General features: G+C 60.9%; 12 protein-coding genes. 8 read left to right on the top strand and 4 right to left on the bottom strand.

What is annotated here, in order from left to right:
* Positions 1-870 precede the first annotated feature (870 nt).
* Positions 871-2985 carry a heavy metal translocating P-type ATPase gene (locus AC07WS_RS08705; RefSeq protein WP_494728658.1) on the top strand — a complete coding sequence of 705 codons (2115 nt, stop codon included), beginning with the start codon at positions 871-873 and terminating at the stop codon, positions 2983-2985.
* A 118-nt stretch (positions 2986-3103) separates the two neighbouring features.
* Positions 3104-4975, top strand: coding sequence for an acyltransferase family protein (locus tag AC07WS_RS08700; protein WP_494728657.1), 1872 nt, complete (start codon positions 3104-3106; stop codon positions 4973-4975).
* A gap of 32 nt (positions 4976-5007) precedes the next feature.
* On the opposite strand, the gene AC07WS_RS08695 is transcribed toward AC07WS_RS08700, so the two are convergent.
* Together AC07WS_RS08695 and AC07WS_RS08690 are read right to left on the bottom strand one after the other, a co-directional pair.
* Entirely contained in the window at positions 5008-5637 is a 630-nt protein-coding gene (locus tag AC07WS_RS08695) for a hypothetical protein (protein ID WP_494728656.1), read from the bottom strand.
* Between the two features lie 54 nt (positions 5638-5691).
* Entirely contained in the window at positions 5692-6588 is an 897-nt protein-coding gene (locus AC07WS_RS08690) for a bifunctional helix-turn-helix transcriptional regulator/GNAT family N-acetyltransferase (RefSeq protein WP_494728655.1), read from the bottom strand.
* 104 nt (positions 6589-6692) lie between these two features.
* On the opposite strand from AC07WS_RS08690, the gene AC07WS_RS08685 reads away from it, so the two are divergent.
* Both AC07WS_RS08685 and AC07WS_RS08680 read left to right on the top strand, forming a co-directional pair.
* A complete protein-coding gene (locus AC07WS_RS08685; RefSeq protein WP_494728654.1) occupies positions 6693-7055 on the top strand; it encodes a DUF5710 domain-containing protein in 363 nt (120 codons plus the stop codon).
* 10 nt (positions 7056-7065) lie between these two features.
* Entirely contained in the window at positions 7066-8145 is a 1080-nt protein-coding gene (locus tag AC07WS_RS08680) for a histone methylation protein DOT1-like protein (RefSeq protein WP_494728653.1), read from the top strand.
* Here the strand turns inward: AC07WS_RS08680 and AC07WS_RS08675 are convergent.
* Entirely contained in the window at positions 8142-9026 is an 885-nt protein-coding gene (locus AC07WS_RS08675; protein WP_494728652.1) for a LysR family transcriptional regulator ArgP, read from the bottom strand. The genes AC07WS_RS08680 and AC07WS_RS08675 overlap by 4 nt on opposite strands.
* Positions 9027-9114: 88 nt before the next feature.
* Between AC07WS_RS08675 and AC07WS_RS08670 the strand changes: the two genes are divergently transcribed.
* Complete coding sequence (locus AC07WS_RS08670; protein ID WP_494728651.1) at positions 9115-9720, top strand: LysE/ArgO family amino acid transporter; 606 nt, start codon at positions 9115-9117, stop codon at positions 9718-9720.
* Positions 9721-10460: 740 nt separating this feature from the next.
* A complete protein-coding gene (locus AC07WS_RS08665) occupies positions 10461-12266 on the top strand; it encodes a putative bifunctional diguanylate cyclase/phosphodiesterase (protein ID WP_494728650.1) in 1806 nt (601 codons plus the stop codon).
* Here the strand turns inward: AC07WS_RS08665 and AC07WS_RS08660 are convergent.
* A complete protein-coding gene (locus AC07WS_RS08660) occupies positions 12259-12573 on the bottom strand; it encodes a hypothetical protein (RefSeq protein ID WP_494728649.1) in 315 nt (104 codons plus the stop codon). The genes AC07WS_RS08665 and AC07WS_RS08660 overlap by 8 nt on opposite strands.
* 187 nt (positions 12574-12760) lie before the next feature.
* Here AC07WS_RS08660 and AC07WS_RS08655 point away from each other — a divergent pair, with 187 nt between their 5' ends.
* Together AC07WS_RS08655 and AC07WS_RS08650 are read left to right on the top strand one after the other, a co-directional pair.
* The gene (locus AC07WS_RS08655; RefSeq protein WP_494728648.1) at positions 12761-15007 is read left to right on the top strand and encodes a TonB-dependent receptor; all 2247 of its coding nucleotides are present in this window, start codon (positions 12761-12763) and stop codon (positions 15005-15007) included.
* Complete coding sequence (locus tag AC07WS_RS08650) at positions 15008-16720, top strand: alkaline phosphatase family protein (RefSeq protein WP_494728647.1); 1713 nt, start codon at positions 15008-15010, stop codon at positions 16718-16720.
* Positions 16721-16749 lie beyond the last annotated feature (29 nt).

Genomic DNA, 16749 nt, shown 5'->3' with positions numbered 1-16749 from the left:
AGCGACGATGCCATCCGGCCAGTGTCGGTGATTACATGCGACGGAACGTGCGAACTGTACCGGCTTTTGATTCTGCTTCCGCATACCCGCCCCGGATAGCGCCCCCGAATCCGGCTACGATAACGCCGATGACACTGTAGAAGCCAGCTCCCCACCCCATTTTCACATTCCAGCCGAATTGGGTTTGAAGGAACTGAGGAAGTCCGTAGATGAGCAGGGCGGCGGCTCCTGCCCACAGAATCCCGTGCAATTTTGCAGATTCCTGCCTCTCGTTTGCAGTTGGACCATATACGACAGTTCCTTGGCAACCGCGGCAGACACTTACTCCATGCTCGAACTCGAATGCACATAGACCGCACTTGTGTGTTTTGTTTTGCATACAATGCTCCATATAATTATTGCCACATGGCAATGCTATAGTAGCTGTTGTTGCTGGCGGCTGGAAGTGGTAATTTTGACAGTGCCTCTCTGAAGGTGGGCAGGCCCTCTAGGGAAAAGCTGAGGTGTCCATATTTTGTCCAGAATATTGGGGAATTATGACGGCTAGTGACTACAGGTGAGGTGCTAAGTCATTGAATTGACGGGGATTGACGGTTAACGACGGTGCTTTGGCCGCACTCATAATCCGTTGGTGCCGTGTTCGACTCACGGGAGGCCCACCAAATTCAATATGGAAATCAAGCACTTAGGTAGTAAGCTATCTAAGTGCTTTTTTCATGGGCTACAGATTTTCCATTCTGGCTCCCGTCACCCTCTTGCTCGCTACCCATGACTATGAAGAACGAACCGTGCTGTTCTGGAGATAATGCTTGCACCAGCAAAACCCCTGCGGCGGCTCCGTCTGTGGGGGCACGTCATGCAGGGCCGGGCGTGAGTTCGACTGTCTACCATATCGAAAATATGGATTGTTCCGTCGAGGAGCGGCTCATTCGCAACAAGCTTGAGGGGATGTCCGGTGTCATCAGCCTTGAGTTCAATTTAATCGCGCGCAAGCTGACCGTCCATCAGGACGTCGAAAATACTGCTGCGCTTGAACAGGCGCTGCATTCCATCGGGATGCTGACTACCTTGGTACCGAAGGGGGAGCAGCGTGGCCGCGCCGACCTCACAGCGCCGGCATTGAGTCTGGGCCAGAAGGCTCTCCTCGCGGTGTCGGGAACTTGCGCGGCGCTGGCGGAGGTGGCGGCTTGGACCACAGGCACCGATAAGTCTCCGTGGATAGCTGGCTTGGCGGCAGTATCAATCATCGCGGCAGGCCTGCCTACGCTCAAAAAAGGTTGGATTGCGTTAAGGACGCTGACTTTAAACATCAACTTTCTGATGTGTTTGGCAGTTGGCGGCGCGCTGGCCTTGGGCCAGTGGCCGGAAGCAGCGATGGTGACGTTTCTGTTTGCGGTTGCTGAACTTATCGAACGCTTGGCGCTGGATCGCGCCCGTCATTCGGTCAACGAACTGCTGCGACTCGCACCCGACGTCGCGTCGGTCTGGACGGCTGGCGAGTGGCGCGAGGTCGACGTTAAAGCGGTCAACGTGGGAGACCTGCTTCGCGTCAGGCCTGGCGAGCGCATCGCCCTGGATGGAAAGGTCACGGCGGGAGCCACGTCGGTGAATCAGGCGCCGATCACTGGCGAAAGCATGCCGGTGGCTAAGGTTGTCGGCGACACGGTGTACGCCGGTACGATCAATGAGAACGGCGCCCTGGAAGTTCAGGTTTCCGCCAGCAGTGGCGACAGCACGCTCGCGAAGATTATTCGGGTCATTGACGAGACGCAAGGGAACCAGGCGCCAACTCAGCGCTTTGTTGACCGGTTCGCCAAATACTACACGCCGGCGGTGGTTGGCCTGGCTATCGTCGTGGCTGCCCTCCCGCCCTTGGCATTCGGCGAGCCATTCAGTGTTTGGCTCTATAAAGCGCTGGTCATGCTGGTCATCGCCTGTCCGTGCGCGTTGGTCCTCTCGACGCCGGTCACCGTCGTCAGCGGACTTACTGCCGCAGCCAGAGCGGGGATCTTAATTAAAGGCGGCCAGTTTTTGGAGATGGGCAGTAAGCTGAAGGTCATCGCTGTGGATAAGACCGGTACTTTGACGGCAGGGTGCCCTCAAGTGACGTCGGTGAGCGCCCAAGGGCGGTACGCGAAGGAGGAGGTGCTTCTGCTGGCCGCGAGTCTGGACGCCAATTCGGCTCATCCCTTGGCCCTAGCCATTTTGAGGGCCGGGCCAGCCGCGACAGAACTGAAGTCCGTGGGGCACTTTGAAGCGTTACCGGGTTTGGGCGTCAAGGGGGAAATTGATGGATGCGCCTGCCTCCTGGGCAATGCGCGGTTGATGGGGGAGTCGGGCATCGCACTTCCAGCTGAGGCTATGCCGGATCATGGCGAAACGCAAGCGGCCTGCACCCAGGTCTTTCTGGCCATGCAAACCGAAGTTGTTGGCATCATCTCCATCGCTGACGTGCTTCGTCCCGGCGCGCAGGCGGCCATGAACGCGTTGAATGACACCGGCCTGGTGACTGTGATGCTTACCGGCGACAATGCCGCCATCGCGACGAGCATCGCCGCTCAAGTGGGTATCCAACATGCATACGCTGAACTGCTCCCCGAGCAAAAACTGGACGTGGTCCGGAGTCTTCAAAAGGAGTACGGGGCGGTTGGTATGGTGGGCGACGGCATCAATGATGCGCCGGCGCTTGCCCAGGCAGAGGTTGGATTCGCGATGGGGGCGGCCGGCAGCGATACGGCTATCGAGACTGCGGACGTGGCGCTGATGGATGACGATTTGCTTAAGGTTGCAGGGTTTATCCGCTTGAGCCATCGAACCCGCGCGATTTTGATGCAAAACATCGCAACTGCCCTGGGCATCAAGCTTGTCTTCTTCGGGCTGGCGGTCGCTGGCTTAGCAACCTTGTGGATGGCAGTATTTGCTGATGTCGGAGCTAGTTTGTTGGTCGTGGCCAATGGACTCCGGTTATTACGGCAAAAGAAGTAAATGTGGCCGCTAATCGCAGGCTTTCGCGCCCTTCCTCGCCTCGCAAGATGAAAAAATATTAACTATTAATTTTTGTCAATGATATAGTGGTATCTTTTTTCATGCTGGGGCGCAAGCTATGGAGTACAGACGGGAAATCGACGGACTGAGGGCTTTGGCCGTTGTCCCGGTGATACTGTTTCACGCAGGTTTACAGGCATTTAGTGGTGGTTTTGTTGGCGTTGATGTGTTTTTCGTCATCAGCGGCTACCTGATAACGTCCATCATACTTGCCGAAAAGACAGCCGGAAAATTCACCTTAAGCAATTTCTATGAGCGTAGAGCGCGGCGCATCCTGCCCGCGCTGTTCGTTGTCATGCTCGCTTGCCTGCCATTTGCCTGGCTATGGTTCCCGCCGCAAGACATGAAAAACTTTGTGCAAAGCATAGTGGCTGTCTGCACATTTTCTTCCAATATCTTGTTTTGGCGCACTAGCGGTTATTTTGATGCGGCCGCGGAGCTCAAGCCCTTGCTGCATACGTGGAGCTTGGCAGTTGAAGAGCAATACTATGTGTTTTTCCCGATCTTTCTGATGTTGACCTGGCGTTTGGGAAAACGCTGGATATTGGCCATCCTTGCCGTGGCTGCGATTGCCAGCCTGGCATATGCGCAAATGAAAGTGATCACTGACTCGACGTTCGCGTTTTTTATGCTGCCAACGCGAGGCTGGGAGCTGTTGATCGGCGCGTTCGTCGCGTTTTATTTCGCCCGAACAAATCGTCAGCCGGTCCATGCATCGGTGAACCAGGCCGCCAGCGCAGCCGGATTACTGCTGGTCTGCTACGCCATCTTTGTTTTCGATAAGGACGTTCCATTCCCAAGTGTGTACGCCCTCGTGCCGACCCTAGGCGCGGCGCTCATCATCCTGTTTGCCACGCCCCAGACTGTGGTTGGCCGCTTGCTGGGTAGCAAGGTATTCGTCGGAATCGGACTCATTAGCTACAGCGCGTACTTATGGCATCAGCCCTTGTTGGCCTTTGCCCGCAACAGGGTTGAGAATCCGACCATGGAACAGCTGCTGACTTTGTGCGTGGCTTCACTCGTCCTGGCCTACCTCAGCTGGCGCTTTGTCGAGACGCCTTTCAGGAACAAGCAACAGTTCAACCGGAGAACGATATTTCGGTACAGCGCAGCCGGCAGCCTGCTATTCCTGACGTTCGGTCTGGCAGGGCACGTTACCAGGGGATATGACATCCGTTTGCCTGAAGATCAACGCAAGCTCTTGGCCTTCAACTCCTACGCCTACAAGGGCATCTATAGGGAAGGCAGCTGTTTTTTGGAGGCGGATCAGTCATTCAAGGTGTATGCAGGCGAATGCGCTACGCCAGCAATTAAGGACGCCACCTTGATCTGGGGCGATTCGCATGCCGCCGCGCTGTCTTTTGGTTTGCGTAACAATTTTCCTAATGTCATGCAGTACACCGCGAGCGGATGTCCGCCGCTGCTGGGTGTAGATTTTACTTGGCGTCCTCAGTGCAAGGATATCAATGATTTTGTCGCCAGCCAGGTCAAAAAGCTGAAGCCAAGCCTGATATTTTTGCATGCAAACTGGGTGCTGTACAAAGAGCAGACGCCGGTGTCGACTCTGCAGGCAACGATCGATTTTATCCGTAAGGAATCTCCTGCCTCGAAGATCATTATTGTCGGCGGCGTTCCGCAATACCGGCCGAGTTTGCCGACGTATATGTTCTCGAACAATAAAAAGCTGGAACCTGAGCTCTTTCTCAGCAGCTATTTGCGTCCTGACTTGCTGTTGCTTGATGATTCGTTTAGCGCGCTGGCAAAAATCAATGACATCGGCTTTTATTCTGCGGTGAAAGCGTTGTGCAGGGACGAGGTGTGCCAGGCGACGGCGGCATACGAAGGAAAGTTGATGCCCACGGCATGGGACTATGGCCACTTGACCGCGGCCGGTTCGATGCTGCTGGCAGGGAAAATGAAGGCCATCTGACGCTGTCCCGAAACGCCGCCATTTCACATGGTTCAGGTTTTTTCGGCAGCTTCCGTTGCCCGCACGTCGAGCATCGCAATGACCAGATCGCTTTCGACCAGCAGTTCCTTTGCCGGGAAGCCGTCTTCCAGCGCCACCACGGCGCCGCCGGCTATCTTTTCGTTGCCGGCTGGGGAATTCGGCATGAAGGCGAACTGCGGGAATTTGCTTTTGCCGTGTTGCGCGATATCGCGCAGCGTACGCGGCGCGGCGCGCAGCAGGCCATTGCGGACGTGCCGCTGGCGCTCTTCGTTGCGTTCCTTGAGCAGCGCCGACAGGCGTTCGATTTCTCTGTGCAGGCGGTCGGACTCGGCTTGCAGGTTGCGCAGGTCTTCGTCGCTGAGCGCGTCTTCCCATTGCGTCAGTTTCAGCAGGCCGCGCTTGTGCAGCGCTTGCCGTTGCAGGTCGAGGTCGACCGTGGCCAGCCGAGTTTGGTGGGCGTCCAGGTCCTGCAGTTCCTGGACGTCGCCGTTGGCGCGGTGCCATTTGTCGCCGAAGTCGAACACCAGCCCGTCGAAGTAGAAATACATCGGCAGGCCTTGTTCGAGCACCTGGCGGGCGGTCTTGTTCCAGCGGCTGGCCAGCTCGGCCAGAGTTAGCGTGATCGGTTCGATGATGGGCATTGTTGTCGCGAGTAGAATCCAATCCGGGATTTTCTCACAGACGACAGCCGGCCATCACTTTATCGCACCGGGACGCAGGCGCTTGCGCATGAAGATGGTCGCCTGCGGGTTGTCGTTGTAGCGTTCGCAGCGCTCGTAGCCGAGCTGCTCGTACAGCCTGATCGCCGCATGCAGGTCGTCCTTGGTGTCGAGATAGACAGCGTCGTAGCCGGCTTGGGCGGCGTGGCTTTCCAGCGCCTGCATCAGCGCCTCGGCCAGGCCGCGCCGGCGGTAGCGGTCGGCCACGTACAGCCGCTTGCATTCGGTCGCGTTGGCCACTTCCTGCAGCGGACGCATGGCCACGCAGGCGGCCGCCTCGCCGTCCACGTAGGCGATCCACATCGCCGAACTGCCGTCGTTGAGGAAGGCGCGGATGGCGTCGTCGTCGTCGCGCAGCACGACGTTGATCAGGTCGAAATATTCGTGCAGCAGATGACGGGCATCGTCGAGCTGGGCCGCAGTGGCGCGGACCACGCGCGTGGCCGGCGTCGACAGGATGTGTTGCACCTTGCGCATCGCGTCCAGCAACTCCATGCGCTGCGCTGCGCCCAGTTGTCCCAGCATGCGCACCGTTTCGGCCGAGGCGCGATGGTTGATGTCGGCAATGACGGCCTGGCCCGCGTCGGTCAGGCTCAGCAGGGTGGCGCGCTTGTCCTGCGGCGAACGCACGCCGTGGACCAGGCCGCGCTCGCCGAGCGATCGCACCAGGCGGCTCATGTAACCCGCGTCCAGATCCAGCTTGTTGCGCAGGTGGTTGGCGGTGCATCCAGGATTTTGCAACAGCTCGTACATGATGCGGCCTTCGCTGAGCGAATAGTCGGTGTCCAGGTAGCGCCCGCGCAGCAGGCCCAGGTGCACGGTGTAGTAGCGGTTGAATTGCCGCACAATGTCGGCTTGCTGTTGCATATCCATTAAATTCTCCACATGCTTGCTTTTGGCAACTATATCGGCGATGTGCGGTGCAGTCAACCGGACGTGCATGTAGAATGTCAGCTTCCATTAGCGGAGTAGCGACGATGATGTTTTTAAAAGTTCCGTTTGCGGAAAAAGACGAAGCCAAGGCGCTGGGAGCGCGTTGGAACGGCGAACGCAAATCGTGGTACGTCCCCGACGGTAAGCCGACCGAGCCATTCGAGCGCTGGCTGCCGCCCGGCGGCGCCGATTTCGTGCCGGCCAAGGCGTCGGTGGCGCCGAAGGCCAAGCCGCTGTCGGTCGATTCCTATGTGGGCAAGTCGGTGGTAGGCAAGTTTTACCAGGAGTTGCCGCACGATTGCAATCCGTTCGAGGCTTGTCCGGTCTGCGCGCCGGTCCTGGCCAGTTCAGGCTGGCAGGCGGCGCACGACGGCGTCGACCAGATGCTGGCTGCACTGCGCGCCTGATCCGCGGCCCATGCAGAGCGCACCGGCATTTCGTACCCACGAGACGGCGGTGCAGCCGGTGGCCGGTTTCCGGCATCCCGCCGATCTGTTCGAGGCCTTGTTCCAAAGCATACAAGGCGGCGAAAGGCATGTGCGCCCGCCGTTGGCGTTGGCGCCCGATTCTCCTTTTCTTCCGTTTATCGAAATCGGCTACGCGCTGCGCGCCTGCTTGGAAGACAAGTCGCGCCGCGATTATCTGGTGCAGCGCTTGCTTCCGCACCGCAGCGCCATCATCGGCACCCTGCCTGCGAGCCTGCTGCCGTACGGCATGCTGCCACGTACCCCGCCGCCATCCGGTTTCCGTTCGTTGGAACAGATCAGCGATGCGGAGGTTCGCGCCTGGCTGGTGGAGGACGGCGGCCTGATTTACGGCGAGCTCCAGCGTTTTGAACTGGAGAATTACTTCGATGCGATCGCCTCGGTCATGCGTCCCGGCGGCGTGATGGTTGATCTGGGCAGCGGTCTGGGCAAGGTGGTGATGTCGGCGGCGCTGGCGTTTCCGTTCCAGCGTTGCATAGGCGTGGAGTTGATGGGCTACCGGCATGCCCTGGCCGTCCGGCGGCTCGACGCCTTATTGGCGCTGACGCGGCAGGGGCTGGCCGCGCTGCCGGCGCCGTTGACGCCCGACACCCCGCTGCAACTGCCGTTTGGCGGCGAAGCCAGCGGCAGGCATTTGCTCGATCTTGGTTCGCGCATCGCGTTTATCGAGGCGGATCTGTTCAAGGTCGATGTGCGCGGCGCCAGCTTGGTGTTCATGTACAGCACCTGTTTCGGCCCGCTGATGGACGCGATCGGCGAAAAGCTGGCGCGCGAGATGCAGGAGGGCGCGCTGGTCAGCACGACCACCTATCCCTTGAACCATCCGGGGTTCAGGCTATTGTGCCAATTCCCGGCCGGCACGGTGGCCTGGACCAGCGTGATGCTCTACCAGCGCACCGAAGCGTTGCCAATCTTGAGTCCGGCCGAGCCGTCCGCTGTCTACGAGCCGGACCCTGCCGAGTGGGAAGCGCGCGTGCGGCAGGAGTTCGCTGCGCTGGATGGCAAGGATTAAAGCAGCCATTTACGCGCAGTTGAGATCATATTGTCCGACAAAGCGCGCGTAAAGGTGGTCTGGATGTCCCACATGTGCCAGATCAGCGGGACGTCCAGATAATCTCCAGGTGTCAGCTCCACCATCGTTCCGGCCCTCAATTGCTGTTCGCATTGCAATATCGGCAGCATGCCGTAGCCGAAGCCCGCCTCCACAAACCGCACAAACCCGTCCGAGCTGGCAAAGGAATGATGCGGATAGTGGCCGGTGTAGCCGGTGCGGCGGGCGATGTAGCGTTCCTGCAGCGCATCTTTGCGGTCGAAATTCAGCGCCGGCGCTTGTTGCACGGCGGCGGCCGTCATACCGTCCGGGAACCAGCGCCGGGCAAACGCCGGGCTGGCCACGCAGAGATAGCGCATGGCGCCCAGCGGCGTTGAGGTCGTCCCGGCAACTTGTGCCGATTCGCTGGTCACGCAGCCGAACACCCGGCCTTCCCGCAACATCGTCAGGGTATGGTCCTGGTCGTCCAGCCGGATGTGGAGCAGGCACTCGCCGCTGCCGATCAGCGGCGTCACGGCTTCCTGCACCCAGGTCGCGGCGCTGTCGGCGTTGACGGCGATGGCGATTTCCGGCCGAGCCTCGCCGGACTCCGGCCGATGCAGCAGCACCGCTTCCAGCAACCGAACTTGCCGGTAGTGGGCGATCAGGCGCTGGCCGGCCTCGGTGGGCGAGGGCGGCTGGCTGCGCACGATCAGCAACTCGCCGGCGCTGTTTTCCAGCATGCGGATACGCTGCGAGACGGCCGATTGGGTGATGGAAAGCGCGACGGCAGCCTTGTCGAAACTGCCATAGTCGATGACGGCGTCCAGCGCCGCCAGGCCGCGATAGTCAACTTGCTTCATTAGCGCCTCTAATATTTGGTCAATAATATTAATTATACTTATCTCCCATGGGAGTTTAAGCTGTCCGTATTGTTTTGGGAGAAAAAATATGGAAGCGACGGCTTTTTTAAAAGGAATGGGTCTCGGCGGCAGTTTGATCGTTGCAATCGGATCGCAAAATGCTTACCTGTTAAAACAGGCACTGAAGCGCGAATTTGTTTTAACCTGCATCGTCATTTGTGTTATCTGCGACGTCGTTCTGATAGGAATGGGCGTGGCCGGAATGGGCCGGCTGATCGTTGAAGCGCCGGCGTTGTTATTCTGGATAAAAATAGCCGGCGCGGGATTTCTTTTCTGGTACGGCTTGCGGGCCGCGCGGTCGGCTGTTAATCCTGGCGCAATGGTGGCCGGAGAAAATAATCCAACCGGCGATCGCCGCGCCGTCATTGCCGCCATGCTGGCATTCAGTTTGCTGAATCCCCACGTTTATCTGGATACCGTGGTATTGCTTGGATCGATAGGCGGGCAGCAGCCGGGCAATGGACGCCTATATTTCGCGCTGGGGGCCATGCTGGCCTCGTTCCTGTGGTTTAGCAGCCTCGGTTTGGGCGCCCGATATTTAACGCCGATATTCGCCAAGCCGCGCGCCTGGCAGATATTGGATGGCGTGATCGCGGTGGTGATGTGGGCCCTGGCTATTTCCCTGTTTGTTTGACGGCGCCTCTCGGGGGCGTATAGGTCAAGCCGGAAACTGGCAGGTACGTGCCAATTTTTAGCATAAAAAGCATGGTTGCGTCCGCTTTTGCGGATGGACAGGCGCATTGTGCTAATCGGCAACACTCGATCCCGCCGGCGATACCGTCGGCGCAGCCGTTCAGCTTACAATGGAGATAGTCACCCCCAAACAGCGCCACAGGATTCCGGGCCAGATGAAGGCCGAAATATATGAGCACGGACCTCAGTAATTACGCCCACCTCTCCGCAGTAGCGGCCGCCTTCGCAGCTGACGCTATTCTGAGTACATTGCTTATTTTCCTATGGCTGATGCAGCGCAAGGAGAAACACGCCTTATTCTGGGGATTAGGGCAGTTATCGGTAATGGGAGGAATTGTCACCTGGTTTATCGGCGACCGCGTATTATCGGAATCCCTGCGTATTCCATTGTGTGCCGCTTTGCTCAGCGGAAGCATGATAGGTTATTGGAGCGGTACCAAGTTTTTCTTGGGTGAATTACATCGCTATCAAATCCGCTGGATATTGCCAGTTGGAATATTCATTGCCGGAGCGTGTTACGCGATATGGCTAAAAGATCCGGCGATTATTCCGCCCGGCAGCGCCGCCATATTGGGCGCGGTAATGCTCTGGTGCGGACAGCGGCTGATCAAGAATAAAAACCGCTATCGCCTGCTGGGGATTACGCTTATTCTGCGTGGCGGTTTTAATATCCTGAGCGCAGTGACACTGGGCCCCGAGTTATATCTGATCTGGTTTGTCGGCACCACCATCCTGAAAACCCTGAGCATGCTGGGTTTGATTTATGCGGTGCAGGACGAGATACAGCAACGTTACGCCCGCACCATCGATAGCCTGAGCAACGGATTCCTGATCCGCGACCGCCGCGGCTATGTCATGGTGGCCAACGAACGCTGCGCCCGTTTGTTGGGTTTCAATGGCCCCGCCGACCTGATCGGCCGCCATGTTTCCGAACTGCTGCCCGGCCTGACCCGTGACATGGCGGACCAGTATTTCAGCCGTTTCCAGGCCGACGGCGTTCAATATCCCATCGTCGACCGCGTCACCATTACTTTGCACAATGGCAATAAATTGCCGGTGGAGATGCTGGGCTCGCCGTATGAGGAGCGCGGCCGGCTGTACTGCCTGGTCCAGCTGCTGGACGTCAGCGAGCGCAAAAAGAAGGACGATTTGCTGTACCAGGCGGCGCGCATCGATCCCGTCACCGGCTATTTCAACCGCCACGCGCTGTCCAAGCGGCTGGAGGAGGAGGTCGGGATCGCCGCTTCGGCCGAGAGCGAATGCGCCGTCCTGTTCATCGACCTGGACAAGTTCAAGCGCGTCAACGATTCCTTCGGCCACGCCGCCGGCGACGAATTGCTGCGCCAGTTCGCGCGCCGCCTGCACGGCATCCTGCGCCCGCAGGATGTGTTGGCCCGCTTCGGCGGCGACGAGTTCATCGTCGTCCTGCCCGGCCTGCCGCAGGGCTTCAGCGAGAAAATGGCCAGCGACTGCGCGGCCGGCGTGATCGCCATCATGGCCGACAGCTTCAACCTGTCGCACCATGCGATCGGGGTGTCGGCCAGCGTGGGCATCGCCTGCTATCCCCTGCACGGCGCCGATAGCGATACGCTGATACGCAACGCCGACATCGCCATGTACGAAGCCAAGAAGGCCGGGCGCGGCGAGATGCGTTTCTTCAACGACGCCATGAACGCCGCCGCCAAGGATGCGCTGGTGATCGATGGCGCCTTGCGCGGCGCCATCGAGGCCGGCGAATTCCATCTGGTCTACCAGGCCATCACCAACGCCCACACCGGCAAGCTGACCAAGGTCGAGGCGCTGCTGCGCTGGGACAGCGCCCTGCTGGGCGCGGTGCCGCCGGATCGTTTCATCCCGGTCGCAGAAGATAGCGGCATGATCGTCGAACTTGGCACCTGGGTGCTGAACCAGGCTTGCCGCCAGGTGGCGCTGTGGAAGTCCGGCGCGCTGGAGGAGATCACCATCAGCATCAACGTTTCGGCCTGGCAGCTGGCCGACCCGGCCTTTGTCGGGCTGGTGCGGCAGGCGCTGGCCAGCAACGGCCTGGCCGCGCGCCAGCTGGAGCTGGAATTGACCGAACGGGTGTTGATCGACGATGGCGGCCACGTGCAGGCGGTGCTGGCGCAGTTGCGCGCGCTGGGCGTCAGCATCTCGCTGGACGATTTCGGCACCGGCTATTCCTCGCTCAGCTACCTGACCCAGTTCCACCTGAACACGCTGAAGATAGACCGCGCCTTCGTGATGGATATCGAGCATAGCGAGCGCAGCAATAACCTGGTGCACGCCATCATCGCCATGGGCCACAGCCTGGGCCTGCAACTGGTGGCGGAAGGCGTGGAAACCGCCGGCCAGGCGGCCATCCTGGAAAAGATGGGCTGCCACTATCTGCAGGGCTACCATATTTCCCGGCCCATCCCGGCGGAGGAGCTGCTGGTTTTTGCGTGCGGCCTGCTAGCCAGGCCGCACGCCGATAACTTCGCTATTTAATCCCCGGTTTGCGCGCCGCCTCTTCGGCGGTCAATATCCAGATGCGGTCGATCCGGCCTTCGCCGTCCACCGTGTAGTTGACCACGATGTCGCTGCCCCGCAGCGCGGCCGGCATCTCGATCAGGTTGTCCTGGTTGAAGATGCGCGCGGCCGGCGACAGCCGGCGCGTGCCGCCGTCGATGCTCACTTCCGGGAAATAGCCGGGCGTCATCTTCCCGCGCTGCGCGTTGGCCGGGAACGTGCGCTCGGCCGCCCAGGCCGACAGCGCCAGGCAGCCGGCCGCCAGCACTACACACCATCGCCGCATGGGAACCTCCATAAAAAATCAGAGCTTCCAGCTTACCCGAAGTATCCCTTGCCGGCGTTGTTGTTTGTTGTCATGTCACCAAGCTGTCACATTGCCGTCATCGCTGCGTCACATGCAGTTCCTACAATCTTGCGAGTTAAGTTTCCAAGCCTAGTCCACACTAACCAGCAAGAAAGAAGAACAAATTATGCAACAGCGCTTCCCTCTGAAACCATTGTGCCTGGTGGTCCTGCAAGCCCTCGCTTGCCACGCCTACGCTGCCGCCGACGCGGCCGATGCAGCCGCCGACAGCTCGGTGGCCGGCGCCATCATCGGTCCTGTGCAAACGGTGGAAATCACCGGCCGTGGCCAGTCGCGCCAGGTGCAAAACATCAACAAGGCCGACCTGGCCGAAGCGCTGCCGGGCACCAGCCCGCTCAAGGTGCTGGAAAAACTGCCGGGCGTGAACTTCCAGTCGGCCGATCCGTTCGGCGCCTACGAGTGGTCGACCCGCTTCAGCGTGCGCGGCTTCAACCAGAACCAGCTGGGCTTCACGCTGGACGGCGTGCCGCTGGGCGACATGAGCTACGGTAACAACAACGGCCTGCACATCAGCCGCGCCATCTCGTCGGAAAACGTCGGCAACGTCACCGTGTCGCAGGGCGCGGGCGCGGTCGGCACCGCCTCGACCAGCAACCTGGGCGGCACCGTGCAGTTCTTCACGCTGGCCCCGAGCGACACGCGCGGCCTGACCTTCGCGCAAACCTTCGGCAGCGATTCGACCTCGCGCACCTTCGCCCGCGTCGATACCGGCCTGATCAACAACGCCGTCAAGGCCTACATCAGCGGCACCCGCCAGCGCACCGACAAGACCAAGGGCGAGGGCGGCCAGGACCAGGATCAGCTGAACTCGCAGTTCGTGTTCAATTTCGGCGAGAACAGCCTGACCGGTTTCCTCAACTATTCCGACCGCCGCGAAGTCGACTACCAGGACGTGTCGCTGGAAATGGTCAAGCGCCTGGGCTACGGCTGGGACAACTACCAGCCTGACTGGCAGCGCGCGGTGGATGCGGCACGCAACAAGTTCACCGGCGGCGTCAACAGCCAGGACGACGCCTACTACTCGGCCGGCGGCCTGCGCAAGGACACCATCGGCGGCCTGACGCTGACCCTGAACTTCACGCCGTCTGTCCAGCTCAAGAGCACCATCTACCACCACGACAACGACGGCCAGGGTCACTGGTACACGCCGTACGTGGCGACCGACGCCGCCAACCCGATCTCGCTGCGCACCACCGAGTACTCGATCGGCCGCGACGGCGTCACCAGCGACCTGACCTGGGAACTGGGCAACCACACCATCACCGCCGGCCTGTGGGGCGAGCGCAGCAACCACAACGTCAGCCGCAACTACTACAAGGTGACCGGCCCGGCCGACACCATGTTCTTCCTGTCCAATCCGTTCCGCACCGACTTCAAGCAGAACTTCGTCACCACCACTTCGCAGTACTACGTGGCCGACACCGTCAGCGCCATGGACGGCAAGCTTAAGTTCAACGCCGGCTTCAAGGCGATGGACGTGGACATCAAGGCAAACAGCCTGATCGGTTCGCGCGCCGCCGGCGAGCTCGACGCGGAGAAGAAATTCCTGCCGCAGGCCGGCGTCAACTACGCCATCAGCGCCGACGACGAAGTGTTCGCCTCCGCCTCGAAAAACATGCGCGCCTTCCAGCCGGGCGTCAGCGGCCCGTTCTCGCAGACCCAGGCCGCCTACAACGCCGGCATCGCCAAGCTCAGGCCGGAGACCTCGGTCAACGTCGACCTCGGCTACCGCTTCAAGCGCGCCGACATCCAGGGTTCGCTGGCCGTCTACAACGCCCGCTTCGACGACCGCCAGCTGAGCGTGGCCACCTGCGCCGGCATCGTCGGCTGCCCGTCGACCTTCGTCAACGTCGGCAAGGTCGACACCAAGGGCCTGGAAGCGATCGCCGTGTGGAAGTTCAACCGCGAAATCAGCTGGTTCAACTCGTACACCTTCAACGATTCCAAGTACAAGTCGGACTACTTCGACAACAACAAGCTGGTCGCCGTCAGCGGCAAGCAGGTGGTCGATGCGCCGCGTTCGCTGTTCAACACCGAGGCCTCGTATGAGAGCGGCACCTGGTTCGCCCGCGTCGGCGGCAAGTACACCGGCAAGCGCTACTACACCTACCTGAACGACGCCTCGGTGCCATCGTTCTGGCTGGCCAACCTGTCGGCCGGCTACAAGATGAAATCGCTGGGCATGCTGAAGGACCTGTCGCTGCAAGTGAACGTGACCAATCTGTTCGACAAGCAGTACATCGGCTCGATCGGCACCAACGGCTTCCAGGCCAGCGACCTCGGCGGCACCGCGCAGACGCTGCTGACCGGCGCGCCGCGCCAGGTGTTCATCACGCTCAACGGCAAGCTGTAAATGGCCCGTCCCCTGCTGGCGCTGGTCTGCGGTGCGTTGATGTCTACGGCCGCCGCAGCGGCCAGCGGGGCGGCCGTCACGCCGATCGAGCACGTGATCGTGCTGGTCGGCGAGAACCGCACTTTCGATAACCTGTACGGCGTCTACGAGCCGCGCAAAGGCCAGACGGTGGCCAATCTGTTGTCGAAGAAAATCGTCAACAAGGACGGCACGCCGGGCCCGCGCTTCGCGGACGCGGCGCAGAAGCTGGGCCTGTCCAGCGGCGCCTACACGGCCACGCCGGAGTTCAACGGCGTCTACGGCACCTTGCCCCAGCCCTGGGCCGGCGGCGCCTTCGGCCAGCGGCAGGACGTGCCCGACGCGCGCTTCCCGTCCAACCTGCCCAACGGCCCGTTCCAGATCACCCACCACGTCGGCTACGGCGCCCACACCGGCGATCCCACCCACCGCTTCTTCCAGATGTGGCAGCAGGTCGACGGCGGCAAGAACGACCTGTTCGTCTGGGTGGCCGACCAGACCGGTCCCGGCCCCAGCAACCCGGCGCCGCTGGCGCCCGGCAAGACCGGGCAGGGCGCGGTCGCCATGGGCTTCTACAACATGGCGCGCGGCGACGCGCCGCTGTTCAAGAAGCTGGCCGACCAGTACGCGCTGGCCGACAACTACCACCAGCCCGTCATGGGCGGCACCACCGCCAACTACTTCGCGCTGGCCACGGCCGATGTCGGCTACTACACGGAGGCCGGCGCGGCCGCCGTGCCGCCGGCCAAGCTGATCGAGAACCCCGACGCCCAGCCCGGCACCAACAATTGGTACACCGAGGACGGCTATCGCGGCGGCACCTATGTCAATTGCTCCGATCCGGCCCAGCCCGGCGTGGCGGGCATCCGCGCACTGCTGGCGCAACTACCTTACCCGGCCTTCAACGACGGCAACTGCGCGCCCGGCCACTACTACATGGTCAACAACCTCGATCCCGCGTTCAGCCCGATGGGCGAGGCGCTGCCGCTGGGGCCGGACAAATTCCTGCTGCCGCCGCAGACCATGCCGCACATCGGCGACGCCATGACGGCCGGCGGCGTGTCGTGGAAGTGGTATAGCGGCGGCCGCAACGACGGCAAGAAGGTCGACAAGGAATACTGCGGCATGTGCGACACGCCGACCTTCTTCAGCTCGACCATGAACGGTCCCGACAAGGACAAGCTGGTCGACCTGATGCAGTTCTACGTCGACGTCAAGGACGCCGCCAGCTTCCCGTCGGTGGCCGTGATCGCGCCGTACGACAGCATCTCCGGCCATCCCGGCTATGCGATGGAGACCAGCTTCGACGAACTGGTGGCCGGTGTGCTGGAGCGGGTGCAAGCCAATCCGGCGCTGTGGAAAAACACCGTCATCCTGGTCACCTTCGACGAGGGCGGCGGCTACTACGATTCCGGCTACGTGCAGGCGATCGACTTCTTCGGCGACGGCACGCGCATCCCGCTGCTGGCGGTTTCGCCGTGGGCCAAGAAGGGCGCGGTCGACCACACGTATTACGACCACGCCTCGATCGCCAAGTTCATCGAGCGCAACTGGTCGCTGCCGCCGCTGTCGGCGCGCAGCCGCGACAACCTGCCCAACCCGCTGCACGACAAGGCCGCGCCCTACGTGCCGCGCAACCGCCCGGCCATCGGCGATTTGATGAACCTGTTCGACTTCGGCGCGGCCCGCCGCTGAGTTGTTGCTTGCCGAACACACTTGCCGCG

The sequence above is a fragment of the Duganella sp. GW821-FHT01E12 genome, from assembly GCF_059422325.1.
This window is presented reverse-complemented; position numbering and strand designations above follow the sequence as displayed.

Excerpts from the sequence above, each read along its gene's own strand:
- AC07WS_RS08680 (WP_494728653.1), top strand. The coding sequence starts at position 7,066 with ATGCAGAGCGCACCGGCATTTCGTACCCACGAGACGGCGGTGCAGCCG.
- AC07WS_RS08655 (WP_494728648.1), top strand. The coding sequence starts at position 12,761 with ATGCAACAGCGCTTCCCTCTGAAACCATTGTGCCTGGTGGTCCTGCAA.
- AC07WS_RS08660 (WP_494728649.1), bottom strand. The coding sequence starts at position 12,573 with ATGCGGCGATGGTGTGTAGTGCTGGCGGCCGGCTGCCTGGCGCTGTCG.
- AC07WS_RS08685 (WP_494728654.1), top strand. The coding sequence starts at position 6,693 with ATGATGTTTTTAAAAGTTCCGTTTGCGGAAAAAGACGAAGCCAAGGCG.
- AC07WS_RS08670 (WP_494728651.1), top strand. The coding sequence starts at position 9,115 with ATGGAAGCGACGGCTTTTTTAAAAGGAATGGGTCTCGGCGGCAGTTTG.
- AC07WS_RS08675 (WP_494728652.1), bottom strand. The coding sequence starts at position 9,026 with ATGAAGCAAGTTGACTATCGCGGCCTGGCGGCGCTGGACGCCGTCATC.
- AC07WS_RS08700 (WP_494728657.1), top strand. The coding sequence starts at position 3,104 with ATGGAGTACAGACGGGAAATCGACGGACTGAGGGCTTTGGCCGTTGTC.
- AC07WS_RS08650 (WP_494728647.1), top strand. The coding sequence starts at position 15,008 with ATGGCCCGTCCCCTGCTGGCGCTGGTCTGCGGTGCGTTGATGTCTACG.
- AC07WS_RS08690 (WP_494728655.1), bottom strand. The coding sequence starts at position 6,588 with ATGGATATGCAACAGCAAGCCGACATTGTGCGGCAATTCAACCGCTAC.
- AC07WS_RS08695 (WP_494728656.1), bottom strand. The coding sequence starts at position 5,637 with ATGCCCATCATCGAACCGATCACGCTAACTCTGGCCGAGCTGGCCAGC.